This is a genomic window from Citrobacter freundii ATCC 8090 = MTCC 1658 = NBRC 12681, from assembly GCF_011064845.1.
In the GTDB taxonomy this organism is placed as follows: Bacteria; Pseudomonadota; Gammaproteobacteria; order Enterobacterales; family Enterobacteriaceae; genus Citrobacter; species Citrobacter freundii.
Genome location: NZ_CP049015.1, coordinates 4,499,781 through 4,524,074, shown reverse-complemented (window position 1 = coordinate 4,524,074; position 24,294 = coordinate 4,499,781). Strand labels below are relative to the sequence as shown.

General features: G+C 50.8%; 16 protein-coding genes, 2 tRNA genes, 1 rRNA gene and 1 pseudogene. 8 read left to right on the top strand and 12 right to left on the bottom strand.

The window, feature by feature from the left end; translation table 11 throughout:
• The first annotated feature begins 115 nt into the window (after positions 1 to 115).
• Positions 116 to 1,618, top strand: a complete 1,503-nt coding sequence (proP, locus tag G4551_RS21715) for a glycine betaine/L-proline transporter ProP (RefSeq protein WP_003841133.1) — start codon at positions 116 to 118, stop codon at positions 1,616 to 1,618.
• Between the two features lie 157 nt (positions 1,619 to 1,775).
• Entirely contained in the window at positions 1,776 to 1,865 is a 90-nt protein-coding gene (gene pmrR, locus G4551_RS21710) for an LpxT activity modulator PmrR (RefSeq protein ID WP_008321468.1), read from the top strand.
• On the opposite strand, the gene pmrB is transcribed toward pmrR, so the two are convergent.
• The 7 genes from pmrB to melR all read right to left on the bottom strand — a co-directional run bounded on the left by pmrB (position 1,859) and on the right by melR (position 11,374).
• Complete coding sequence (gene pmrB / locus G4551_RS21705; RefSeq protein ID WP_230323728.1) at positions 1,859 to 2,890, bottom strand: two-component system sensor histidine kinase PmrB; 1,032 nt, start codon at positions 2,888 to 2,890, stop codon at positions 1,859 to 1,861. The genes pmrR and pmrB overlap by 7 nt on opposite strands.
• Before the next feature lie 51 nt (positions 2,891 to 2,941).
• Positions 2,942 to 3,610 (bottom strand): two-component system response regulator PmrA, encoded by a 669-nt coding sequence (gene pmrA, locus G4551_RS21700; protein ID WP_003031849.1) that lies wholly within the window; start codon positions 3,608 to 3,610, stop codon positions 2,942 to 2,944.
• Positions 3,611 to 3,614: 4 nt separating this feature from the next.
• The gene (eptA, locus tag G4551_RS21695) at positions 3,615 to 5,252 is read right to left on the bottom strand and encodes a phosphoethanolamine transferase EptA (RefSeq protein ID WP_003031851.1); all 1,638 of its coding nucleotides are present in this window, start codon (positions 5,250 to 5,252) and stop codon (positions 3,615 to 3,617) included.
• A 146-nt stretch (positions 5,253 to 5,398) separates the two neighbouring features.
• Positions 5,399 to 6,736 (bottom strand): arginine/agmatine antiporter, encoded by a 1,338-nt coding sequence (gene adiC, locus G4551_RS21690; protein ID WP_003031853.1) that lies wholly within the window; start codon positions 6,734 to 6,736, stop codon positions 5,399 to 5,401.
• 127 nt (positions 6,737 to 6,863) lie between these two features.
• Positions 6,864 to 7,625, bottom strand: a complete 762-nt coding sequence (locus tag G4551_RS21685) for an AraC family transcriptional regulator (protein WP_003031855.1) — start codon at positions 7,623 to 7,625, stop codon at positions 6,864 to 6,866.
• Positions 7,626 to 7,936: 311 nt separating this feature from the next.
• On the bottom strand, positions 7,937 to 10,204 hold the full coding sequence (gene adiA, locus G4551_RS21680) for an arginine decarboxylase (RefSeq protein WP_100225775.1): 2,268 nt from the start codon (positions 10,202 to 10,204) through the stop codon (positions 7,937 to 7,939).
• 237 nt (positions 10,205 to 10,441) lie between these two features.
• On the bottom strand, positions 10,442 to 11,374 hold the full coding sequence (melR, locus tag G4551_RS21675) for a transcriptional regulator MelR (RefSeq protein WP_003841146.1): 933 nt from the start codon (positions 11,372 to 11,374) through the stop codon (positions 10,442 to 10,444).
• A 269-nt stretch (positions 11,375 to 11,643) separates the two neighbouring features.
• Here melR and melA point away from each other — a divergent pair, with 269 nt between their 5' ends.
• The 3 genes and pseudogenes from melA to G4551_RS21660 all read left to right on the top strand — a co-directional run bounded on the left by melA (position 11,644) and on the right by G4551_RS21660 (position 14,780).
• On the top strand, positions 11,644 to 12,999 hold the full coding sequence (melA, locus tag G4551_RS21670) for an alpha-galactosidase (protein WP_003031864.1): 1,356 nt from the start codon (positions 11,644 to 11,646) through the stop codon (positions 12,997 to 12,999).
• 92 nt (positions 13,000 to 13,091) lie between these two features.
• Positions 13,092 to 14,523, top strand: a pseudogene (gene melB / locus G4551_RS21665) (melibiose:sodium transporter MelB).
• A 2-nt stretch (positions 14,524 to 14,525) separates the two neighbouring features.
• On the top strand, positions 14,526 to 14,780 hold the full coding sequence (locus G4551_RS21660) for a SemiSWEET transporter (RefSeq protein WP_003031867.1): 255 nt from the start codon (positions 14,526 to 14,528) through the stop codon (positions 14,778 to 14,780).
• A 20-nt stretch (positions 14,781 to 14,800) separates the two neighbouring features.
• Here G4551_RS21660 and G4551_RS21655 read toward each other — a convergent pair whose 3' ends face one another.
• From G4551_RS21655 to G4551_RS21635, 5 genes are all read right to left on the bottom strand, one after another.
• Positions 14,801 to 15,424, bottom strand: a complete 624-nt coding sequence (locus G4551_RS21655) for a DUF2238 domain-containing protein (RefSeq protein ID WP_003031870.1) — start codon at positions 15,422 to 15,424, stop codon at positions 14,801 to 14,803.
• A 147-nt stretch (positions 15,425 to 15,571) separates the two neighbouring features.
• A complete protein-coding gene (gene fumA, locus G4551_RS21650; protein WP_003031871.1) occupies positions 15,572 to 17,218 on the bottom strand; it encodes a class I fumarate hydratase FumA in 1,647 nt (548 codons plus the stop codon).
• A 96-nt stretch (positions 17,219 to 17,314) separates the two neighbouring features.
• Positions 17,315 to 18,655 carry an anaerobic C4-dicarboxylate transporter DcuB gene (gene dcuB / locus G4551_RS21645; RefSeq protein ID WP_003031873.1) on the bottom strand — a complete coding sequence of 447 codons (1,341 nt, stop codon included), beginning with the start codon at positions 18,653 to 18,655 and terminating at the stop codon, positions 17,315 to 17,317.
• A gap of 716 nt (positions 18,656 to 19,371) precedes the next feature.
• Positions 19,372 to 20,091 (bottom strand): two-component system response regulator DcuR, encoded by a 720-nt coding sequence (gene dcuR / locus G4551_RS21640; protein WP_003031875.1) that lies wholly within the window; start codon positions 20,089 to 20,091, stop codon positions 19,372 to 19,374.
• Complete coding sequence (locus G4551_RS21635) at positions 20,088 to 21,719, bottom strand: sensor histidine kinase (RefSeq protein ID WP_003841154.1); 1,632 nt, start codon at positions 21,717 to 21,719, stop codon at positions 20,088 to 20,090. The genes dcuR and G4551_RS21635 overlap by 4 nt, the downstream gene beginning before the upstream one ends.
• Before the next feature lie 597 nt (positions 21,720 to 22,316).
• Between G4551_RS21635 and G4551_RS21630 the strand changes: the two genes are divergently transcribed.
• The 3 genes from G4551_RS21630 to G4551_RS21620 all read left to right on the top strand — a co-directional run bounded on the left by G4551_RS21630 (position 22,317) and on the right by G4551_RS21620 (position 24,188).
• Positions 22,317 to 23,858 (top strand): 16S ribosomal RNA (locus G4551_RS21630).
• A 72-nt stretch (positions 23,859 to 23,930) separates the two neighbouring features.
• Positions 23,931 to 24,007, top strand: a tRNA-Ile gene (locus G4551_RS21625).
• A 105-nt stretch (positions 24,008 to 24,112) separates the two neighbouring features.
• Positions 24,113 to 24,188 (top strand) — tRNA-Ala (locus G4551_RS21620).
• Positions 24,189 to 24,294 lie beyond the last annotated feature (106 nt).

Genomic DNA, 24,294 nt, shown 5'->3' with positions numbered 1-24,294 from the left:
CTACGCTTGTTACAGGGAATGCGCCTGTGCGTTCCCCGCTCGGTGATGACCTTGACGCATGGGCGTTGGGGGACTCGAACTGGAGCGTGACAGGGCTAAGTCTATGAGGACGAGTATGCTAAAAAGGAAAAAAATAAAACCGATAACGCTGCGCGACGTTACCATCATTGATGACGGTAAATTGCGAAAAGCCATTACCGCAGCGTCGTTAGGTAATGCGATGGAATGGTTCGATTTTGGTGTTTATGGATTTGTTGCTTACGCATTAGGTAAAGTGTTCTTCCCGGGGGCTGACCCCAGCGTGCAGATGGTTGCTGCACTCGCTACCTTCTCTGTTCCCTTTCTGATTCGACCGCTTGGCGGATTGTTCTTCGGTATGCTCGGCGATAAATACGGTCGTCAGAAGATACTGGCTATCACCATTGTGATTATGTCGATAAGTACCTTCTGTATCGGTCTTATTCCCTCGTATGCCTCGATTGGTATCTGGGCGCCGATTCTGCTGCTGCTGTGTAAGATGGCACAGGGATTCTCGGTCGGCGGAGAGTACACCGGGGCGTCGATTTTTGTCGCGGAATATTCGCCGGACCGTAAGCGTGGATTTATGGGCAGTTGGCTGGACTTCGGCTCGATTGCCGGGTTTGTGCTGGGTGCGGGCGTGGTGGTTCTGATTTCAACCGTCGTCGGCGAGGAAAATTTCCTTGAGTGGGGCTGGCGTATTCCGTTCTTCCTGGCGCTACCATTAGGGCTGATTGGTCTGTACCTGCGTCATGCGCTGGAAGAGACGCCGGCGTTCCAGCAGCACGTGGATAAACTGGAGCAGGGCGATCGTCAGGGTCTACAGGAAGGTCCGAAGGTTTCGTTTAAAGAGATTGCGACTAAGCACTGGCGCAGCTTGTTGGCATGTGTTGGTCTGGTGATTGCTACCAACGTCACCTACTACATGCTGCTCACCTATATGCCGAGCTACCTGTCGCATAACCTGCATTACTCCGAAGACCACGGTGTGTTGATTATTATCGCCATCATGATTGGTATGCTGTTTGTGCAGCCGATTATGGGGTTGCTCAGCGACCGCTTCGGGCGCCGTCCGTTTGTGATCATGGGCAGTATTGCGCTGTTTGTGCTGGCGATTCCGGCATTTATCCTGATTAACAGTAATGTTATCGGTCTGATTTTCGCCGGGTTGCTGATGTTGGCGGTGATCCTCAACTGCTTTACCGGGGTGATGGCGTCAACGTTACCGGCGATGTTCCCGACGCATATTCGCTACAGTGCACTGGCCGCCGCGTTTAATATCTCGGTATTGATTGCTGGTTTGACTCCGACATTGGCCGCATGGCTGGTGGAAAGCTCGCAGAATCTGATGATGCCTGCTTATTATCTGATGGTGATTGCGGTGGTTGGTTTAATTACCGGCGTGACCATGAAAGAGACCGCCAATCAGCCGCTGAAAGGGGCCACGCCTGCCGCTTCGGATATTCAGGAAGCGAAAGAGATCCTCGGCGAACACTACGATAACATTGAACAGAAAATCGAAGATATCGATCAGGAAATTGCTGAACTACAGGTTAAGCGCACGCGTCTGGTGCAGCAGCATCCGCGTATTGATGAGTAATCGTGTCATTGCCTGATGGCACGCAGATTTTAGGCCTACGGGTAGCATTGTACTTTGTAGGCCGGATAAGGCGTCTGCCGCCATCCGGCGCGTGGCCTTAAGGTTGGCTTAATATCCTTCAGGCAAACTCTCCTCCATAGTTTCGGAGGAGAGTGTCATGAAAACCCGTATTTATGAAAGTTTGACCACCGTGTGCAGTTTGCTGATCGTCAGCAGCTTTTTGTATGTATGGGTGAGCTCTTACTGAATTTTCGCCAATTCCACCCATGCGCGAGTGCCGTTGGCTCCCTGGCGATTTTGCAAATAGAAATGCCCTTGATGTAACTGGGTGATGCGACTGACAATGCTCAGCCCCAGTCCAATTCCGCCAAAGCGGCTGTCCATACGCACAAACGCTTTACTCAACTCCCCGCATTTACTTTCATCAATGCCCGGCCCTTCATCTTCAACGGCAAGGACGGCATCATGCTCTGTGTTCAGGCTAATCGTAATATGGGTGCCTTCCGGGCTGTAACGATGCGCGTTTTCCACCAGATTTCGTAGTAGCATCCGCAACAGCGTAACATCACCAGGCACGACAACGTCCGCCGCGCTTTGTGGCAGGAGCAGCGTCTGTTTACGTTGGTCCAGCATGGTGCTGAGTTCATCGTAGGAGGGCAGAATAACATCCTCCAGCAGCTTGACATGCTGGTAGCTCCCGGCCGAAAACGACTGTCCGACGCGGGCGAGTTGCAGCAGTTGCGATACGCTGTCCATCATTTGATCTAGCCGGGCAATTAGCGGCGAAACGTCGACCTTATGGGTTTTGGATAATAATTCCAGATGCAGGCGCACGCCTGACAGCGGTGTGCGCAGTTCGTGAGCGACATCGGCGGTAAATAAGCGTTCGTTTTCAATCGTGCTGGTTAGCCGCGTTACCAGGTCGTTGAGCGCGGAGACAACCGCCTGGATCTCAATGGTTGAGCTGTGAATTTCAATCGGGGTCAGGTTATCGGCTGCCCGCGCCTCCAGCTCTTTTTGCAGATCTGCCAGCGGACGAGTAATACGTCGCACTGCCTGGTAGCAAATCAGCAGCGCCAGGCTGACCATAAAGATGCCGGGGACGATCAGACTGGCGATGGCCTCGCGGATCTCATGCATGATGTGGCGATCGTTGTTGCGATTTTCGCGCAATGCCTGTTCGAATAACTGTATTTGCTCGGTACTTTCATGCCACAACCAGAAAGTGCTAATCAGCTGAAAGACCAGCAGAATAAGACCAATCGTCAGCATCAGGCGATGACGAAGCGGGAGCGGTTGTTTTAGATATTGCAGCAGCTTCACTTAGCTTTCCTCAGTGGCAACCAGCATATAGCCAAATCCCCTGACCGTGCGGATGCGAGATTTTCCGACTTTGTCGCGCAGATTGTGAATGTGCACTTCCAGCGTATTGGTCGACGGTTCGTTATCCCAGCTGTAGATGTCGTTATACAAAATTTCCCGGTGTACTGGGCTGCCCGCTTTGAGCATAAGGCGTGACAGGAGTGCGTATTCTTTCGGCGTTAAGATAACCTCTTGCCCGTCCATCCACACCTGGCGCCGACCGATATTCAGCGTCAGGTTGCTGACAATGAGTTCACTTTCACCCTGATTGTTATGCCGACGCAGCAGCGCCCGGATGCGGGCGTGCAGTTCTTCCAGTGCGAACGGTTTGACCAGATAGTCATCAGCACCCACGTCCAGTCCGCTGACACGGTCTTTCACCGTGTCGCGGGCGGTGAGGATAAGTACCGGCACGGTGTATTTTTTCTGTCTGATTCTGTTCAGAAAGTGCAGGCCGTCTTCATCCGGTAAGCCCAGGTCGAGGACCACCAGACTGTAATGTCCGCTCTCCAGACACTGCTCCGCTGCGCGGGCCGTGGATACGCCGTCGCAGGCGTAGCCTTCTGTTTGCGCGGCGAGTATCAGTCCCTGTAATAACAACGTATCATCTTCAACAATCAGGATTTTCATTCGTTTAGCCTCCCCGGCAGGGTTGCAGAATATCATCCGCCGCCTGATATTTCTGTGTTTGTACGCCCGTTAATCCCAGCAGGGTTGAGAAGAGATTATCCTGTGAGAAATCTTCTGAGCTTGCCCGTTTTTGCAAACATGTCTGAGAGACCTGATAGCGTTGCTGATAATCCTCGGAGAGCCACAGCAGCATCGGCACATGTTTTTGCGTATCAGGTGCAATCGAATACGGCAGGCCGTGCAAATAGACGCCATTTTCCCCTAAGGATTCGCCGTGATCGGAAAGATAGACCAGGCTGGTGGTGAAATTATCCTGGTGCTCTTTCAGTATATTGATTGCTTTATCAACAATATAGTCAACGTAAAGAATAGTGTTGTCGTAAGTATTGACCAACTGTTGCTGTGAACAGGTCTGGATTTCGTTGGTATCGCAGGTTGGCGTAAATTTCTTAAACTGCGCAGGATAGCGGTTGTAATAGGTCGGACCGTGGCTGCCGATGGTATGCAACACAATCACGCCGTCGCCTTTCAGGTTATTAATGTACTCTTCCAGCCCGTGGAACAGGACTTCATCGTAGCATTCACCGTCAATACACTGCCCCGGCAGGTTCAGCTTAGTCATATTCTGGTGTGGAACCCGGTCACAAGCCCCTTTGCAGCCGCCGTCGTTATCGTTCCACAGAACGTTAATTCCCGCCCGTTGAATAATGTCGAGCACGCCTTCCTGATGCTGCGCCAGTTCTTCGTCGTAGTGCGCGCGTGGCATATCCGAGAACATGCAGGGTACTGATACTGCCGTTGCCGTTCCGCAGGACGTTGTGCGGGGGAAATAGACCACATTATCTTTTTCCAGCAGTGGGTTGGTCTGGCGCGAATAGCCTGACAGCGAGAAGTTATCGCCACGTGAAGTCTCGCCGAGAACCACAATCGTCAGGTTCTTACGCTTTTCTTTCACCATCAACGGATTGCGGTGTGCATCTTCGCCAATGCGTACCAGCGGCAGGTGGGCCAGCCTCTGGTGTGAATACCAGGATGACGTCGCCACAATGCTGTTGGATGGACTGAGGGATTTCACCAGTTCTTTGTTGTTGCGAAACAGTGAAGCGTAATCTTTATAGAAGAACGCAGCGACCAGCACGATCAGCAGTGCGGAAATCAGAATGTTCGCGCCACGAAACAGTATGCTGCGCATGACAGACGTGATCGGTTTGATTTTTACCCAGCAGGCAATAAGTGCGGCCAGAATGCCGCTCACCCCGAGCGTGATGAGCAGTTGTGGCGTCAGCAAAGCAAAGGTTTCGGCGGGGGTGGTGTCCATCATATTGGCGATCATTGAGCGGTCGATGATGATGCCGTAGGTCATGATGAAATATTGGGCCGATGCGCCAACCAGAATGAAAATGCACGCCACCAGGCGATTAAGCCACAGGAATGAGGCCAGTGTCAGCACAATGTTCATGACGCTGAACGCGACCACCGGCATTGATAAAAACACCAGCACGTTACGCACAGAGTCCAGAGGCAGGTCTTGCAGCACTTGTTTATAGAACGCAATGTTCAGGAAGGTCGCAAGATAAAATGAGATCAGCAGAAGCCAGCTGATTAGCCCGAGAGTGGGCCTTTTAAACAAGAGCTTTAACATTAAGGGGGTTCCATCGACTATGTGGCGCAAATCCTCTCAAAGTAAAATTAAGCCAACCTTAAGTTCTTAATGTTGATGTTTCGAAGAGCGGTGGGAGAACGTTGGCCCGATGAACTTACGCCATCGGGCCACGACGATTGTTGGTGTTAGTTATTGTTTACCGGGGCATCCAGTGGATACGGGTTTTTATGGATCCGGTTGTAGTTCAGTGCGTACAGCGCGGTGATGATCATCAACGTGACGAACGACCACATCACTTCTTTGGCTCCGGAACCGACAACCGCCCAGATGCAGTAGACAAAGGCGATAAAGGTCACCAGTAAGTACATCGGGCGTGCTTTACCAAAGTGACCATGGCCGAGCAGCAGCAGCGCGGCGCAGGTGTACAGATACGGCACCAGGGTGAAGATAACGGAGACCGAAGAGACCAGACCAAACTCTTTCGCTGCGTTCGGCGACATGCTGCTGAACTGGAAGATGGTCATCAGAATGCCGACGATAATTAACCCGGCCACTGGCGTACCGGCTTTGTTCACGCGGGCAAAAATCGGTGGGAACAGGCCGTCATCGGCTGCGGCTTTGGCGGTTTGCCCGGCAAGCAGCGTCCAGCCGCCCAGAGAACCAAGACACCCGGCCGCAGCACAGAAGGAGACAATTGCCCCTGCGGTGTCACCCAGCGCCATGCGTGCGGCATCACCGAACGGAGAGGCTGAAACACGTAGCGCCGCGTTAGGGATCATACCCATGATCGCGGTGGTGGAGAGCACGTAGCAAACCGCGGCAATCAGCACGCCGCCCATGGTGGCGATAGGTACGTTACGTTTGGGGTTTTTAACCACGCCAGCCGCGACGGAGGCGCTTTCTACCCCGATAAATGACCATAAGGTAACATTCAGAGTGCTTTGAATCGCGCCGAAGGTGTTCATGCCGCTGACGTTCCAGGCCGCCATATAGGTTTCACCGCGGAACCAGAACCAGCCGAAGACGGCAATCCCGACAATTGGTACCAGCGCCAGTACCGTTGCGACGGCCTGCACGCGGGTGATCATTTTCGGTCCGACAATGTTCAGTAATACGAAGATCCACAGCACGACGACACAGGTCAGCGTCAGGACCAGCGGATCTTTTAAGATGGGGAAGAAGTAGCTCAGGTAACCGACGCCAATGACCACCATGGCGATGTTACCAATCCAGCAGGCCAGCCAGTACAGTACGTTGGTCTGGTAGCCCAAAAAAGGACCGAAGCAGCGGCGGGCGTAAGCATAAGAACCACCGGGACTGGAGTCTAAGGACGACATTTTGGCGTACACCATCGACAGTGCCAGAGCACCGATAATCGTGACCAACCATCCGTAGATTGCAATCCCGCCAGTTGACGCAAGGTTTGCGGGTAGCAGGAATACACCGGAACCCATAATATTCCCCGACACCATAAGGGTGACGGGGATTAAGCCCACTTTGTGAGCATCAGCATCCGTCGACATATTTTCTAACTCCTGATAAGGATAAATGACGCCTTATCATACCTCGTCAAAAGTCTGTTTAATGATGACGGAGCTGGGGTATCGCTAATGCTGATATTATTATGGCTTATCGCTAACTGATTAAAAATCAGGCGGCGGATGGCTCCCTATGTTGACTAACATAATGCAGAGGCGTCATCCCATAGAACTCTTTGAATACGGAGATAAAGTATGAGGTACTGTTATATCCACATAGTTGAGAGACCTGGGAAATGTTTTTGCCGTCCATCAGTAATTGATTGACGGCATATCGCATGCGACAGGTGGTAATTATTTGGCTGTAACTTGTATTTTCACTTTTGAGCTTTTTCTTTAACAAACTGGGACTCAGGCATAAGCAACTGGCAACCATGCTTAAATTCCAGTCTTTATGTATATCGCTCTCAATAATGTGATAAACGCTGTCGCTGATACAGTTGCGCAGCATATACATGAGCAAAGAGATAAACTTTTTGCTGTCGAGAAAGCGTGATAACACCGTGAACAGTAGCGAGCGCGTACGCTCTCTTTCAGCTTCGTTCACTGTGTCCATTACGCTATGTTGGGCAGCCACCCTGAAGACATCCGGCGTCAGACACGCTGAGGTCATTACTGGGCTGGCACTGCGTTGCCAGAGTGGGATCTGTGAAAGGTCTTTATTTAAAAAGCGCAGATAGTCTTTAATGATATCGCGGCTAATATGTACGACCAATGCGTTATTAAGTGATGAAAAATCGATAATATTATTATCGCATGCCACCAGTGCCATATGATTAGCTTTTAAACTGATGGCTTCTTTACCGTTAATCCTTAACCAAACATCCTTCTCCGTTAATACAACAACACAAGCTTCTTTGCTGCAAAGCTTCATACCCAACTCCAGGAATATGAAAAAACACCGTAGCTCAACATCAGATGAGCCAAATCGGCTAAATTGAAATTGTATGATGAAACCAGGACCGCAATAAAATAACGTGTCTGAAATTAATTACAATGTTTGGTGGGATTTTTCTTATGTACACATTTTTTTACGCAAGTGGAAAGATGCTATTTGCGTATAAAAAAAGCGCGGGGTGGTCCCGCGCAAAAAGGTATGACAGTGTTATTGTTTTGCAGCAATACTCAGGAATTACTCAAGAATGACATGTCTACCTTAAACATCGGACTATCTAAAAAGAGACCTTATGCTTTCACGCACATAACGTGATAAACACCGTCAATAATTTCCGTTCCTTCGGTTTCATGTTCAAATCCAGGGAAGTGGTGGTCCCAGGACTGCAACGAACGCAGGTACCCAATTTGCGGGCTGTTGGCATCGCCAAAGTTTTCACCGGACAGCAGCATCGGAATTCCCGGTGGGTAAGGGATCACGGAGTTTGCCGCAATACGTCCCGCCAGATTTTCAATCGCCACCATCTCAACGTTGTCACTGACTATCGCGTTGTAAGCGTCACGCGGAGTAATATCCGCATCCGGCAGACCGGAGTAGGCTGCATTGAGACGGCTGCCTGGGTTGTTCTCTTTCAGCCAGGCGAACATGGTGTCGCCCAGATCGTGAATACCCATGTTGGCATAAGTGTCAGGATGTTCCTCAACCAGTTCTGGCATCACCTGTGCCAGCGGGGTATTGGCATCGTAGTGGTGTTTGAAAGAGCACAGCGTGTTAATCAGTGTGCCCCATTTCCCGCGGGTAATCCCCATGGAGAACAGGAACATAATCTGGAAATCGGTGGTTCGGGTCGGCACGATGCCGTGGCGGCCAAGCCAGGCGGTAACCAGTGCAGCCGGTACGCCGTTCTCTTCCAGTTCGCCATCGTCGCCCATCCCCGGTGCCAGAATGCTGACTTTGATCGGGTCCAGCATGCTCCAGTTATCCGGCAGGTCTTTAAAGCCGTGCCAGGATTCACCCGGACGCATCACCCAGCAGTTCTGATCGGTAGCCAGCAATGTGGCTGGCGCGTCGGCAAAGTCATAGGTTTTACCGGTCTGCGGATCGGTTACCACTTCTTTGTTCCACGGTTTGAAGAACCAGTCGCCTTCGGCGGTGAACTCTTTGTACAACCGTGCCATGGCCTGACGGAAATCGACTGCTTCGTCGATCACTTCCTGAGTGAGCGACAGGCCGCTGTTACCGTCCATCATGGAGACCGCCACGTCGTTTGAGGCGCAGATAGCATACAGCGGAGAGGTGGTGGCGTGCATCATGTACGCCTGGTTAAAGCGGGAGAAGTTCACGGCCCCACGCCCTTCACGAACGTGAATGTAAGATGCCTGAGAGAGCGCATTCAGCAGTTTGTGGGTCGAGTGGGTGGCAAAAACGGTAGGACCGTTATGATCGCCCGGCGCGCCACGCATGGCGTAGTGATCGGCATAAATTGGGTTGAAGCGAGCATAGCCGTACCAGGCTTCATCGAAGTGGATGCGATCGCTGGTTTGTGCGAGCAGATCCTGCGCCTCTTTGGCGTTGTAGCAAACACCGTCGTAGGTACAGTTGGTCACAACGCTGTAAGACGGTTTTTGCCCAGTTTTGCCTTTGGTCAGCGGGCTTTCGCTGATTTTTTTCTGTAAAGTTTCAGGCTGCATTTCTTGCGGGTAGATAGGCCCGATAATGCCGTACCGGTTGCGGCTTGGCACCATGTACACCGGTTTTGCCCCGGTGAGGATCAGCCCCTGTTCGATGGATTTATGGCAGTTACGATCCAGCACCACGACGTCGTTGTCGGTCATGCAGGCCTGCATGATGGTGCGGTTAGAGCCGGAAGTCCCGACCACTACGGACCAGGAACGGTCGGCACCGAACACGCGGGCAGCATTTTTTTCACTTTCCCCAAATGCGCCTGTATGGTCGAGTAAAGAACCGAGATTGGTACGTTCAATCCCCATGTCGGTACGGAAGAGATTCTCACCGTAGTAGTCATGGTACAGTCGACCGGCAGGTGTTTTGGTGAAACCGACACCGCCCTGGTGACCCGGTGCAGCCCAGGAATACTCATGGACATTGCTGTATTTCATCAGGGCGTTGAACAGCGGTGGTAACAACTGCTGACGATAGCGAGTCATCGCTGCGATGGCACGGCCAGCGATAAAGTCAGCGCTGTCCTCCAGAATCCAGGCGAATTCATCGACAAGCTCCAGCAGGTCGCGATCCAGCGATGCGGTGGCTTTTTCGCGATCGCCCAGCAGGAATACGGGAACGTTTTGCTGGCGCTCGTGGAGCTTGCCGATCAATTGCCTGACGTTCAGGTGTTCGTCTTGTTGTTCCATTTGATAGCTGAACATCAGGCAATCAATGGCTTCATTGGCGGCGAGGATTGCGTAGCCATCGTCGAATGAGGTGGACTTAATGACGGTAACATTTTGGCGGCTTAATGCGTCAGCCAGACGTTCGACAGCGCTACCGACCCAGGTGTCCTGATGCAGAAACTCACTTTCAACAATTAATACTTTCATCATCTTTTACCCGGTTGTGGAAAGGTTGCAATCTATGAATTGCAGACACACCGTATGAATGTGACGCAGGCAAGTATTATCCTGTCAAAACGGGCTGTAAAGCGGGTGAAAAATAGTCTGATTTATGTTTAATTTGTTTTTAAACATATGGTTACGTTTGCTTGTTGGCGGTTTTTCACCACCGTTTATCGACAGGGGGAATATTTTTTTGGCTGATACTGATATGGCCGAATGATATCAACCAGCCATTGTTTGCCGATGCTGCTGGCTTAGTTTGCGGTACTGCTGCGGCGACATGCCGACAAACTTGCTGAAGGTGTCATAAAAACGGCTGCTGGAACGGAATCCGGCGGTCAACGCAACGTCGAGAATGGTTTTATCGGTATCGCTAAGTAATGCGCGGACGTGATTGATCCGCATTGCCGTGATGTACTGCTTCAGGGTGAGTTGCATCACGCGTTGGAAAATCCCCATCGCGTAGTTGGCGTTGAGCTTCACGTGTTCCGCGACGTCGTTGATGGTGAGCGCCTGATCGTAGTTATCGGCAATAAAGCTCAGCATTTGGCTGACGTAAAACTGGGCGTGCCGAGACACGCTGTTTTTGTGGGTCCGCGAGGTTTTATTGACGAGTATAGGCTGCCAGCCGGAAAGGCTAAACCGCTTGAGCATCAGACCAATTTCATCAATGGCGAGCTGGCGAATTTGTTCGTTCGGGTTGTTCAGTTCCTGTTGCCAGCGCTGAACTTCAAAGGTGCTCAACTGCTGCGACGCCAGCGATTTGATGACCATTCCATGGGTAACATGGTTGATCAACTCGCGATCCAGCGGCCAGGAGAGGAAAAGGTGCATCGGTAAATTGAAGATAGCCATACTTTGGCAACTGCCCGGACGCGTGAGTTGATGCGGTGTGCAGGCCCAGAATAGCGTGATGTGTCCCTGTTTTATCTGTACGACTTCGTTGTTGATCAGATACTCGACGTCACCATCAAACGGCACATTGATCTCCACCTGCCCATGCCAATGGCTGGCTGGCATAGCATGCGGTGAGCGCAACTCGATATCCATCCGTTGATATTCTGAGTACAGCGATAGCGGGCTGCGGGTTTGTTCTTCATCGCTACTGCACATGTGCGGATCGGGAGGAAGAGGCGATGTCGGTAATGTACTCATGGTTGCTCCATTTCCTGAATTATCAGAATCATGTCATTTAACACGTATTAAGGCTGAGAATCAGGACACAAATTGGACCGTTACCATTGAGCATAGCGACATTTTGCGGCCACATACTCTGCTTTTTGGGTAATTTTGTCCCATAAACTCAGATCCAATAGGGTGCAGAGTGATGATCTGAGTTTATGGGAATGCTCAGCAGAGAAGTCGGAAGTTTTCAGCTATACGCTGTGCCACCATGACTGTGTTTACTAATGTTCTGGAGAGTCATGATGTCTGCACCCAAAATTACCTTTATCGGCGCCGGTTCCACGATTTTCGTCAAAAATATTCTTGGGGACGTCTTTCACCGCGATGCGCTTAAATCTGCGCATATCGCCTTGATGGATCTCGATCCTACGCGTCTGGAAGAGTCACACGTTGTTGTGCGCAAGTTGATGGATTCTGCGGGCGCGTCTGGACGAATCACCTGCTATACCGATCAAAAAGCAGCATTACAGGATGCTGATTTTGTGGTGGTCGCTTTCCAGATCGGCGGCTATGAACCCTGTACCGTCACCGATTTTACGGTGTGTAAACGCCATGGTCTGGAGCAGACGATTGCCGACACGCTGGGGCCGGGCGGCATTATGCGCGCGCTGCGCACCATTCCGCATTTATGGCAGATTTGTGAGGATATGACCGAAGTCTGTCCGCAGGCCACCATGCTTAACTACGTTAACCCGATGGCGATGAACACCTGGGCAATGTATGCACGCTATCCGCATATTAAGCAGGTTGGGCTGTGTCATTCGGTGCAGGGGACGGCGGAGGAGTTGGCCCGCGATCTGAACATTGACCCTGCCTCTTTGCGCTATCGCAGTGCCGGGATCAACCATATGGCATTTTATCTGGAGCTGGAGCGCAAAACGGCGGACGGCGCCTATGTGAATCTCTACCCGGAGCTGCTGGCGGCCTATGAATCCGGTCAGGCACCGAAACCGAATATTCACGGAAATACCCGTTGCCAGAACATTGTGCGCTATGAAATGTTCAAAAAACTGGGGTATTTCGTCACCGAATCGTCGGAACACTTCGCCGAATATACGCCGTGGTTTATCAAACCGGGGCGTGAAGATCTGATTGAGCGCTATAAGGTGCCATTGGATGAATATCCGAAACGTTGTGTGGAACAGTTGGCGAACTGGAAAAAAGAGCTGGAAGAGTACAAAACGGCTGAGCGGATCGACATTAAACCGTCGCGCGAATATGCCAGCACTATCATGAACGCTATCTGGACCGGTGAACCGAGCGTCGTGTATGGCAACGTTCGCAATGACAATCTGATCGATAACCTGCCACAAGGTTGCTGTGTTGAAGTCGCTTGTCTGGTTGATGCGAATGGTATTCAGCCAACGAAAGTCGGTGCTCTCCCGTCACATTTGGCGGCTATGATGCAAACCAATATCAATGTTCAGACTCTGCTAACGGAAGCCATCCTGACGGAGAACCGCGATCGTGTTTATCACGCAGCGATGATGGATCCGCATACCGCCGCGGTACTGGGGATTGAAGAGATTTATGCGCTGGTGGACGACCTGATCGCGTCTCACGGCGACTGGCTGCCGGCCTGGCTGCACCGTTAATACACAATCACGCCGGGCAGAGCATCCGGCGTTTAACCTCTGACGTTTCCTCTTACAGAAGGCGGGCGCTGGTAACAGCGACCCGATACCCTATGAGCATCTCTCTGACAACAAAACTCAGTTACGGATTTGGAGCGTTCGGTAAGGATTTCGCTATCGGTATTGTGTACATGTATCTGATGTATTACTACACCGACGTGGTGGGATTATCGGTGGGCGTCGTCGGAACCTTGTTCCTGGTGGCAAAAATATGGAACGCGTTTAACGATCCGGTGATGGGGTGGATAGTGAATGCCACCCGATCGCGCTGGGGAAAATTTAAACCCTGGATTTTACTCGGTACGCTGAGCGAACTCATTGGTGCTGTTTTTGCTTTTTAGCGCACATCTTTTTGAGGGTACTGCGCAGGTCGTATTTGTTTGCGTGACGTATATTTTATGGGGAATGACCTACACCATTATGGATATTCCATTCTGGTCACTGGTGCCAACCATTACGCTGGATAAACGCGAGCGTGAACAACTGGTGCCGTATCCCCGTTTCTTCGCCAGCCTTGCCGGGTTTGTCACCGCGGGCGTGACGCTACCCTTTGTAAACTATGTTGGCGGCGCGGATCGCGGGTTCGGTTTTCAGATGTTTACGCTGGTGCTGATCGCATTTTTTATTGTTTCTACCCTCGTAACCTTGCGCAATGTGCATGAAGTGTATTCCTCTGACAGCGAAGCTACCGCAGACAGCACCCGGCTGACGCTGAAATCAATCCTTGCGCTTATCTACAAAAACGATCAGCTTTCCTGCCTGCTGGGGATGGCGCTGGCTTACAACGTGGCGTCCAATATCATTACAGGTTTTGCGATTTACTACTTCACCTACGTGGTGGGTGATGCTGACCTTTTCCCATACTACCTCTCCTATGCCGGAGCAGCTAACTTGCTGACATTGATTCTCTTTCCCCGTCTGTCAAAGGCGCTTTCTCGCCGGGTACTGTGGGCTGGCGCTTCGGTTATGCCAGTTCTCAGCGCAGGCGTATTGCTGATTATGGCTCTGGGGGCATTCCACAATACTTTCCTGATTGTTACCGCAGGGATCCTTCTGAACATTGGTACGGCGCTGTTCTGGGTACTGCAGGTGATTATGGTGGCGGACACCGTAGATTACGGTGAATACAAGTTTAACGTCCGCTGCGAGAGTATTGCCTATGCCGTGCAGACAATGGTGGTCAAAGGTGGCTCGGCGTTTTCCGCTTTCTTTATTGCGGTGGTGCTGGGATTGATTGGTTATGTTCCGAATGCGACGCAATCTGCTGAGACCATCCTCGGCATGCAGTTCATCATGATCGCGCTGCCCACGCTTTTTTTCGTTGTGACACTGGTGCTCTATTTCCGTTACTACCGGTTGAATGGCGATATGCTGCGTAAGATTCAGATCCACCTGCTGGATAAGTACCGAAAAGTGCCGTCGCCCGTCAAACAGTCGAATACTCCGGAGATTCCGGTGGTAGTGGCCAGCGATGTGAAGGCCTAGCTATGGAGTGGCATTCCTGGATTGGCTATCTGGCGGCAACGCTGACGACGCTCTCTTTTTTGCCGCAGGCGATTAAGGTTATTACCACCCGCAACACCCAGGGTATCTCCGGTTTAATGTATGTGATGTTTGTGTGCGGGCTGGTGTTGTGGCTGGCTTATGGGTTATTGATTGAAGATACCGCTGTCAGCATGGCGAACTTTCTGACACTGTTGTTCGCCTTGCCGATTCTGGTTATCAAGTATCGCAGTAGGTAGCGCAGATTGCCGGAGAAGCGTTAGCGCTCTCCGGCCGTTTTCAACTGCCGATTGTGCCAGCCCGCCAACGCGAGGATCGTTGTTAACGCGCCGAGCAGGGCGCAGAACATGTCCGACTGGGTATCCCACGGGTCACCCTGCGTGCCAAGGAAGTCTTCCGCACCTTGTCCCATTGCCAGCGCTGCCCACCACTCGATCAGTTCATACATTGCGCTAATCGCCAGTGCTACGCAGCAGACTAAAAATGCCAGCATCTTACGACCACGGACAATATTGCCGCGCACTAAAATCTCTCTTGCCGTCAGGGCTGGTACCAGCCCCTGGAAGAAGTGACCCAACTTGTCATAGGGGTTACGACTGAGATCCAGCCATTCCTGAACCTGAAAACCGACGGGAACTTTGGCGTAGGTATACATCCCGCCTACCATCAGAATGATGGCGTGCAAGAAAATCAACGTATAAAGCAGCGGCGTCAATGGGTACTGCTTCATGGTAGCCAGCAACAGCGGTACGACAATAATGACCGGCGTGACTTCCATCAGCCAGGTGATTTTCTCCGAGGCAGAGATACCGGTGTAGATAAGGATCAGCGCCAGGAATACTGCGCCAGTGTGCAAGATTGTGGGGTTCAGAGTGCGGAGCATTGCGAATTCACACGTAATGGAAAAGGTCACTATTCCCTGTGAACGGCAAAAATTCAATACCAGTAAATGGGGGGATAAAGTTGGCCCGGGGGGATCGCTGGACTGACGCCAAAAATTTAGTGCCAGTCCAGTGCCGGGCCGAATGGGTTACTTCGCGCAGTTAGCGCATTGTTTGCTGACGATTTGCTGGAAGAAATCGTTGCCTTTGTCATCGACCAGGATGAAAGCAGGGAAATCTTCTACTTCGATTTTCCAGATAGCTTCCATTCCCAGCTCCGGGTATTCCACGCATTCCAGATGCTTAATGCTCTGCTGCGCCAGTACCGCTGCCGGACCACCGATGCTGCCTAAGTAGAAGCCGCCGTGTTTGTGGCAGGCGTCAGTCACTTGCTGACTGCGGTTACCTTTCGCCAACATGATCATGCTGCCGCCGTGAGACTGCAACAGGTCAACGTAGGAGTCCATACGACCCGCGGTGGTTGGGCCTAAAGAACCGGACGGATAGCCTGCAGGCGTTTTGGCCGGACCCGCGTAGTAGATCGGATGATCTTTCACGTACTGCGGTAAACCTTCGCCGGACTCAATACGTTCTTTTAACTTCGCGTGGGCAATGTCACGACCGACAATGATAGTACCGCTCAGTGACAGACGAGTAGAAACCGGGTACTGAGAGAGCTGAGCGAGGATCTCTTTCATCGGGCGGTTAAGGTCAACTTTAACCACTTCACCTTCACCCGCCTGGCGCAGAGATTCCGGAATGTACTGACCTGGGTTATGTTCCAGTTTTTCAATCCAGATCCCTTCGCGGTTAATCTTGGCTTTAATATTACGGTCTGCGGAGCAAGAAACGCCCATACCAACCGGGCAGGATGCGCCGTGGCGAGGCAGGCGGATCACGCGGATATCATGTGCGAAGTATTTCCCGCCAAACTGAGCGCCAAGGCCGAGTTTCTGTGCCTCGATCAGCAGTTCCTGTTCTAGTTGCAGATCGCGGAACGCCTGGCCGTGAGCATTACCTTCAGTCGGCAGCGCGTCATAGTAGTGTGTGCTGGCCAATTTCACCGTTTTAAGGGTACTTTCCGCTGACGTCCCGCCAATGACGAATGCGATGTGATACGGCGGGCAAGCTGCAGTACCCAGCGTGCGCATTTTCTCAACCAGGAAGTTTTTCAGTTTGCCGGGAGTCAGCAGCGCTTTGGTTTCCTGATACAGATAGGTTTTGTTGGCTGAGCCGCCGCCTTTGGCCACGCACAGGAATTTGTATTCGTCACCGTCCACGCTGTACAGATCGATTTGTGCGGGCAGGTTGGTGCCGGTATTCACTTCTTTGTACATATCCAGCGCCGCGTTTTGCGAGTAGCGCAGGTTATCTTCAATATAGGTATTAAATACGCCTTTGGAGAGGGCCGCTTCATCGCCGCCGCCGGTCCAAACGCGCTGACCTTTTTTACCCATGATAATTGCCGTACCGGTGTCCTGGCAGGTTGGCAACACGCCTTTGGCGGCGATTTCGGAGTTTCTCAGGAACTGCAGCGCCACGTACTTATCGTTTTCGCTGGCTTCGGGATCATGGAGAATTGAGGCGACTTGCTGTTGGTGTTCTGGGCGGAGCATGAAGGAGGCATCGTGGAAGGCTTGTTGGGCCAGTAGCGTAAGTGCTTCAGGAGCTACTTTCAGGATTGTTTCGCCTTCAAACTCGCCGACACTGACGTGATCGGATGTCAGCAGGTAGTACTCAGTTTTGTCTTCCCCCAGTGGGAAAGCCGCCTGGTAAGTGAATTCAACTTTTGACATTTGCTTCCAGCCTTTTCATTTTTCTCAGGAATTTTAAAATTCTCTGTGTCTTAATGGTGGCGTGCCGTACCAACGCGGACGGCACGCGAACTGTGATTACAGGAAACCGTACATTGCGGCGAAGATCCAACCAAAGACACAGGATACGCTTACGCCGATCAAACCAGGCAGAATGAAGCTGTGGTTGATAACGAAGCGGCCGATGTGGGTGGTGCCAGAGCGGTCAAACTGAATAGCCGCCAGGTCGCTCGGGTAGGTCGGCAGAATGTAGTAACCGTAACATGCCGGAGCGGAAGCCACGATGTACGCTGGATCAACCCCGATTGCCAGTGCGACCGGAACAATCGCTGCCAGCGCTGCTGCCTGGGAGTTTACAAATTTGGATACCAGCAGCAGAACAATTGCATAGGCCCACGGATACTCTTTCACCATATTGCCCAGCACACCTTCGATTTCTGTCATGTGCGCGCCGAACATTGTTTCGGCCATCCAGGCAATACCGTACACCGCCACAATCGCGATCATACCGGAACGGAAGACTTCGTTTTTAGATATTGAAGCGGGATTGGTCTTCGTCAGGATAATAATCAGCGCACCCGTCAGCAGCATGAACATCTGGATAACCAGTACCATTGACAGTGGTTTGCCGCTAAAGGTAGGGCGCAGCTCAGAGAACGCGCCGAGTACGGCAACAACGGCGATAGCGGCAAGGAAGATCCACATGGCCAGCCAGTTGCTTTTCGGCAGCTTTTTGTCTAACAGCGTGGCGGTATCGCCATACACATAGTTGTGGTTTTCAGGTACAGAAATGAACTTCTGGAACTCTTCATCTTTATCCAGATCTTTACCACGGAACCAACTGAAGATACCGATCGCCAGGATACCCAACAAGGTAGACGGGATGGTGATGCTGAGCAGGTCGAGGAATTCGAGATGCTTGCCTTCAAACGTTACGTTACCCAGCATTGCTACCAGTGACACAACGGCTACAGAAACCGGGCTGGCGATAATCCCCATCTGCGCACCGATAGAACTCGCCGCCATCGGACGTTCCGGGCGAATATTGTTCTTAATGGCAACGTCATAAATGATTGGCAGGATGGTGTATACCACGTGCCCTGTACCGCAGAGAATCGTCAGGGTGCAGGTAACGAAAGGTGCGACGATGGAAACATATTTTGGGTTACGGCGCAGCAGCTTTTCAGCGATTTGCAGCATAACGTCAAGACCGCCGGAGGCTTGTAAGGTTGCCGATGCGGCCACCACGGCAATAATAACCAGCATGACATCTACAGGTGGTTTACCCGGCTGGAGATGGAAAACGAAAACCAGAATGACCAGGCCGATACCGCCTAATAAACCCAGCGCGATACCGCCCTTTCTGGCGCCATAAAACAAACATATTAATATTATGAGAAGTTGTATACTAAATAACATTTTATTTACCCTCGCGAAAAACCCAGTCAATTTTTTGAAAAATGGATCTGTGCCACATTCTTTTTTGCCAGAATAAGCATCAAAAAATGGTCAGTATTCGATATGTCCATATTTGCGATTAATGTTCAAATGTCTTGCTAGAATTTTTTTTTAAAGTTATGGCGATATTTGGTTTTTTCTGTGGCTTTGATCAGAGGAGAGAATCCTCAGGCGATGGGAAGCAGAGCTGAACATGGAGAGCCGCGGTTGACGCTGTAATTTATCTATTTTGCGTTTTCCGCTATTACATGAACCACCGACAGAATGAGTGAGTGGGTTATTTATGTGATCACGGTCACGCCATTTCATGATGTGATGAAGTCGGCGTGCGGATACTTTTATTTGCTCACAAAAATGTACGGTGTCCATGGTACGTAGCATGGTCTCCATTGCTACCAGTCTAGATTTTGTATGTCTGGTTAATTTCAGACTAATCCTTTATGGGTAAAAATACACACTCTGCGAGTTAGATAATACTTAATTAACTTTTGTTAGCGATTTTGAAATTAAAAACAGTGTGATATTTGTTAATATTAAAATAATACATTTAACATGCCGGATACAAATATATTTGATCTAACGCAAATTTATAATTTTGCAGTGTCAGCTGGTGAAATAGGGATTTTTCATTATTTTAATAATTGTTACTTTCAAATAACAAATAATCCCAAGTGTATTTATTGGCAATATTGTTTAAGCAATGAGTAGTGTTCAGCCTGCACGCGATAACGATAAACAGGTCTGCCGGTCACGCCATAATGGATGCTGGTAAATAAGATGTGACAATTGACGAGCCAGATAAGGTATTTACGGCAAGAGACGCGCGAGATATTGACCTCGTTAGCCAGCTCATCCGTGGAGAACTCCTGATCCTGGTGCTCATCAATCCACTGGCACAACGTGCGCAACGTTTGTGGCGTTAATCCTTTGGGTAAGCGCCGCGTTTCTTGTTCATTGGAGGAGCTGCCGTGAATCAACTGGTCAAGCTCAGACTGTTCATAGTACTGATGCTTTTCCATCTCAGTTTTTTTCTGTAGCCAGCCGGTGAGCGCCTCTTCAAACCGGGACGCCTGGAAAGGTTTGATCAAGTAGTCAACGACGCCGTAGTGAAGTGAATCTTTAATGGTGGTGGCATCGGCTGCAGAAGAGATGACGATGACATCGCACTTGCAACCTTCACTGTGCAGAACCGGTAGCAGGTCCAGGCCGTTTTCTTTTTGCATATAAATATCTAGCAAAATCAGATCGATATGATGACCGCTATGAAAGATTATCTCTTTTGCTTTCTCCAGCGTGGAGGCTGTGCCGCAGCAGTGAAAACCGGAGAGTTGCGCGACATAACGACGGTTTAATTCCGCTACCATTGCATCGTCATCGACAATTAAGACATTGATCATCTGCTGGCCCTCTCACTATTCCACGGTAACTGTACAAAAAATTGGGTGAAGATCCCAGGTTCAGACTCGACGGATATATTGCCGCCAACGTTTTCAACCTGTTGTTTAACAAGCGCTAAACCTACGCCCCGTTCGGTTCCTTTTGACGAAACGCCCTTCTCAAAGATGTGCTCAATGTTTTCGGGGGCGATCCCCGGACCATCGTCATTCACTTCGCAATGCAACCAGCCGTGTCGATAATGCAAGGATATGCTGATCTCACCACCAGGTTCTTGACCTAGCGCCTCCAGGGCGTTTTCAATCAGATTCCCCAGAACGGTAATCAGCACCGCCACCTGATCTTCGTTGTTATTCTCCGGTAGCTGGCTTTCATTGCTGATGACCAGGCTATGGCCTAAATCAGATGTGCGATTAATCTTACTGAGTAAAAATCCTGCGATCACCGGAGATTTTATTTTTCCTAACAGTGAGCCAATTTCTTCCTGATAATTGTTCGCGGTCTTTAGGATGTAATTTTCAAGCTGCTTATAACTTTTCAGATGCAATAATCCCAGAATCACGTGCAATTTATTCATGAATTCGTGGGATCGTTCACGAAGTGCATCGGCATAGTTGACCATACCGTCCAGGCGTTGCATTAACTTTCGGACTTCAGTCTTATCTCTGAAGGTTGAAATGGCGCCGATGATTTTACCGTTGCTGAGTACCGGGACCGTGTTAATTAAGAGTAGCCGATCCTTCACCATGATCTCTTCATCGCGGCGCGGCGTTCCGTCATGTAGTACCTGTGAAAAATCGACCACTTGTGACCACGCATGGCTGAGCGTGGAGAGCTGGGCATCATCTTGTGATTTGTGATAATCCAGCAGCTCCTGCGCAGCTTGGTTAATCAACGTCACTTCACCGCACTCGTCAACGGCAATGACACCTTCCTTTATAGAGTGCAGCATTGCCTGGCGTTGTTCGAACAGATTGGAGATTTCATAAGGTTCCAGACCAAACAGAATGCGTTTGAGGACCTTAACGAATATCCATGTGCCGAGCAGCCCAACCAGCACGCCAAATAAGATTGACCAGATGATGCTGCCGCGGCTGTTATTGATCTGTTCAGCAACTCTGCTTAGCTCAAGACCGATCGCTACCACGCCAATTTGCTGGTGATGTTCGTCATATATAGGGGTGAATACCCGCAGGGCTTTAGCCAGAAACCCGCGATTAATGGCGACATTCTCTTTACCTTGCAGGGCCAGCAAAATGTCATCGCCTTTAAATGGCTGGCCGATTCGCTGTGCTTCGGGATGGGAGTAACGAATGCTTTGCATATCGGTGACGACGATGAACAAAAAATCGTTGCTCTTATTCACCGCCTGGGCAATCGCCTGAATACCGCTTTCCTCGGGCTTTTTCATTAGTCCCTGGCGGATCTCCGGAGAGTTGGCCAACGTTCGCGCGACGGCAAGCGCTTTACTCGCTAACGCATCGCGCGTCATATTGCTAATTTGCGAGAAATAAATCAGATGAACGACAAGCAGCACGGAGAAGAGAACTGCACTAACCATGAGGATCACGGTGGTGCCAAGCTTCATCGGGCGTTTGCGTATAGCAGTACGTTGCAGTGAGTGTCTCATCACGGTCCTGGAATCACGGTTTGTGCGGGTATTATCGCCTGATGGAGGGCGTAATTCAAAGGTGGTAGGGATTATGGAGCTTAAGTTGTCAGCCCTTCTTCTTTATATAGCGTAGAGTGAATTTCTTTCTATATAGAAGTTTTCATACCGGTTCTCTCCTTTTTCAGGGACGCTGACAGATAATTTGCTTACGATTGTGGATAACTCTGTGCGTAAATGGGTATAAGGCGGGGTTTTGCTGTGGAATGCAGCAGTCAGTCATTTTTCTGTCATTTAAGGGTTGCGGGCCACAGGAAACTCCCTATAATGCGCCTCCATCGACACGGCGGATGTGAATCACTTCACACAAACAGCCGGTTCGGTTGAAGAGAAAAACCTGAAAATGAGGGTTGACTCTGAAAGAGGAAAGCGTAATATACGCCACCTCGCGACAGAGCGCTAAAGCGCGTCGCAACTGCTCTTTAACAATTTATCAGACAATCTGTGTGGGCACTCGAAGATACGGATTCTTAACGTCGCAAGACGAAAAATGAATACCAAGTCTCTGAGTGAACATACGTAATTCATTACGAAGTTTAATTCACGAGCATCAAACTTAAATTGAAGAGTTTGATCATGGCTCAGATTGAACGCTGGCGGCAGGCCTAACACATGCAAGTCGAACGGTAGCACAGAGGAGCTTGCTCCTTGGGTGACGAGTGGCGGACGGGTGAGTAATGTCTGGGAAACTGCCCGATGGAGGGGGATAACTACTGGAAACGGTAGCTAATACCGCATAACGTCGCAAGACCAAAGAGGGGGACCTTCGGGCCTCTTGCCATCGGATGTGCCCAGATGGGATTAGCTAGTAGGTGGGGTAACGGCTCACCTAGGCGACGATCCCTAGCTGGTCTGAGAGGATGACCAGCCACACTGGAACTGAGACACGGTCCAGACTCCTACGGGAGGCAGCAGTGGGGAATATTGCACAATGGGCGCAAGCCTGATGCAGCCATGCCGCGTGTATGAAGAAGGCCTTCGGGTTGTAAAGTACTTTCAGCGAGGAGGAAGGCGTTGTGGTTAATAACCGCAGCGATTGACGTTACTCGCAGAAGAAGCACCGGCTAACTCCGTGCCAGCAGCCGCGGTAATACGGAGGGTGCAAGCGTTAATCGGAATTACTGGGCGTAAAGCGCACGCAGGCGGTCTGTCAAGTCGGATGTGAAATCCCCGGGCTCAACCTGGGAACTGCATCCGAAACTGGCAGGCTAGAGTCTTGTAGAGGGGGGTAGAATTCCAGGTGTAGCGGTGAAATGCGTAGAGATCTGGAGGAATACCGGTGGCGAAGGCGGCCCCCTGGACAAAGACTGACGCTCAGGTGCGAAAGCGTGGGGAGCAAACAGGATTAGATACCCTGGTAGTCCACGCCGTAAACGATGTCGACTTGGAGGTTGTGCCCTTGAGGCGTGGCTTCCGGAGCTAACGCGTTAAGTCGACCGCCTGGGGAGTACGGCCGCAAGGTTAAAACTCAAATGAATTGACGGGGGCCCGCACAAGCGGTGGAGCATGTGGTTTAATTCGATGCAACGCGAAGAACCTTACCTACTCTTGACATCCAGAGAACTTAGCAGAGATGCTTTGGTGCCTTCGGGAACTCTGAGACAGGTGCTGCATGGCTGTCGTCAGCTCGTGTTGTGAAATGTTGGGTTAAGTCCCGCAACGAGCGCAACCCTTATCCTTTGTTGCCAGCGGTTCGGCCGGGAACTCAAAGGAGACTGCCAGTGATAAACTGGAGGAAGGTGGGGATGACGTCAAGTCATCATGGCCCTTACGAGTAGGGCTACACACGTGCTACAATGGCATATACAAAGAGAAGCGACCTCGCGAGAGCAAGCGGACCTCATAAAGTATGTCGTAGTCCGGATTGGAGTCTGCAACTCGACTCCATGAAGTCGGAATCGCTAGTAATCGTGGATCAGAATGCCACGGTGAATACGTTCCCGGGCCTTGTACACACCGCCCGTCACACCATGGGAGTGGGTTGCAAAAGAAGTAGGTAGCTTAACCTTCGGGAGGGCGCTTACCACTTTGTGATTCATGACTGGGGTGAAGTCGTAACAAGGTAACCGTAGGGGAACCTGCGGTTGGATCACCTCCTTACCTTAAAGAAACGTTCTTTGTAGTGCTCACACAGATTGTCTGATGAAAAATTAGCAGTAAGAAAATCTCTGCAGGCTTGTAGCTCAGGTGGTTAGAGCGCACCCCTGATAAGGGTGAGGTCGGTGGTTCAAGTCCACTCAGGCCTACCAAATTCTTTCTGATACCGCGTTGTGAAACGACTCGCATACTTCAGTATGCTTCGCCGCTCCACGCCTTGTCTCAGCAGGAATTAAGGTGAATGAGATAACTACGATGGGGCTATAGCTCAGCTGGGAGAGCGCCTGCCTTGCACGCAGGAGGTCTGCGGTTCGATCCCGCATAGCTCCACCATCTTTACTGCAAAAACACAAGAAAACTTCAGAGTGTACCTGAAAAGGTTCACTGCGAAGTTTTGCTCTTTAAAAATCTGGATCAAGCTGAAAATTGAAACGACACA

What these genes read in the sequence shown, in the direction of transcription:
- G4551_RS21660 (WP_003031867.1), top strand. Translation starts at nt 14,526, where the DNA reads ATGGAGTGGCATTCCTGGATTGGCTATCTGGCGGCAACGCTGACGACG.
- G4551_RS21655 (WP_003031870.1), bottom strand. Translation starts at nt 15,424, where the DNA reads ATGCTCCGCACTCTGAACCCCACAATCTTGCACACTGGCGCAGTATTC.
- pmrB (WP_230323728.1), bottom strand. Translation starts at nt 2,890, where the DNA reads ATGCTGACGATTGGTCTTATTCTGCTGGTCTTTCAGCTGATTAGCACT.
- pmrA (WP_003031849.1), bottom strand. Translation starts at nt 3,610, where the DNA reads ATGAAAATCCTGATTGTTGAAGATGATACGTTGTTATTACAGGGACTG.
- melA (WP_003031864.1), top strand. Translation starts at nt 11,644, where the DNA reads ATGATGTCTGCACCCAAAATTACCTTTATCGGCGCCGGTTCCACGATT.
- eptA (WP_003031851.1), bottom strand. Translation starts at nt 5,252, where the DNA reads ATGTTAAAGCTCTTGTTTAAAAGGCCCACTCTCGGGCTAATCAGCTGG.
- G4551_RS21635 (WP_003841154.1), bottom strand. Translation starts at nt 21,719, where the DNA reads ATGAGACACTCACTGCAACGTACTGCTATACGCAAACGCCCGATGAAG.
- proP (WP_003841133.1), top strand. Translation starts at nt 116, where the DNA reads ATGCTAAAAAGGAAAAAAATAAAACCGATAACGCTGCGCGACGTTACC.
- melR (WP_003841146.1), bottom strand. Translation starts at nt 11,374, where the DNA reads ATGAGTACATTACCGACATCGCCTCTTCCTCCCGATCCGCACATGTGC.
- dcuR (WP_003031875.1), bottom strand. Translation starts at nt 20,091, where the DNA reads ATGATCAATGTCTTAATTGTCGATGACGATGCAATGGTAGCGGAATTA.
- pmrR (WP_008321468.1), top strand. Translation starts at nt 1,776, where the DNA reads ATGAAAACCCGTATTTATGAAAGTTTGACCACCGTGTGCAGTTTGCTG.
- adiA (WP_100225775.1), bottom strand. Translation starts at nt 10,204, where the DNA reads ATGAAAGTATTAATTGTTGAAAGTGAGTTTCTGCATCAGGACACCTGG.
- fumA (WP_003031871.1), bottom strand. Translation starts at nt 17,218, where the DNA reads ATGTCAAAAGTTGAATTCACTTACCAGGCGGCTTTCCCACTGGGGGAA.
- G4551_RS21685 (WP_003031855.1), bottom strand. Translation starts at nt 7,625, where the DNA reads ATGAAGCTTTGCAGCAAAGAAGCTTGTGTTGTTGTATTAACGGAGAAG.
- adiC (WP_003031853.1), bottom strand. Translation starts at nt 6,736, where the DNA reads ATGTCGACGGATGCTGATGCTCACAAAGTGGGCTTAATCCCCGTCACC.
- dcuB (WP_003031873.1), bottom strand. Translation starts at nt 18,655, where the DNA reads ATGTTATTTAGTATACAACTTCTCATAATATTAATATGTTTGTTTTAT.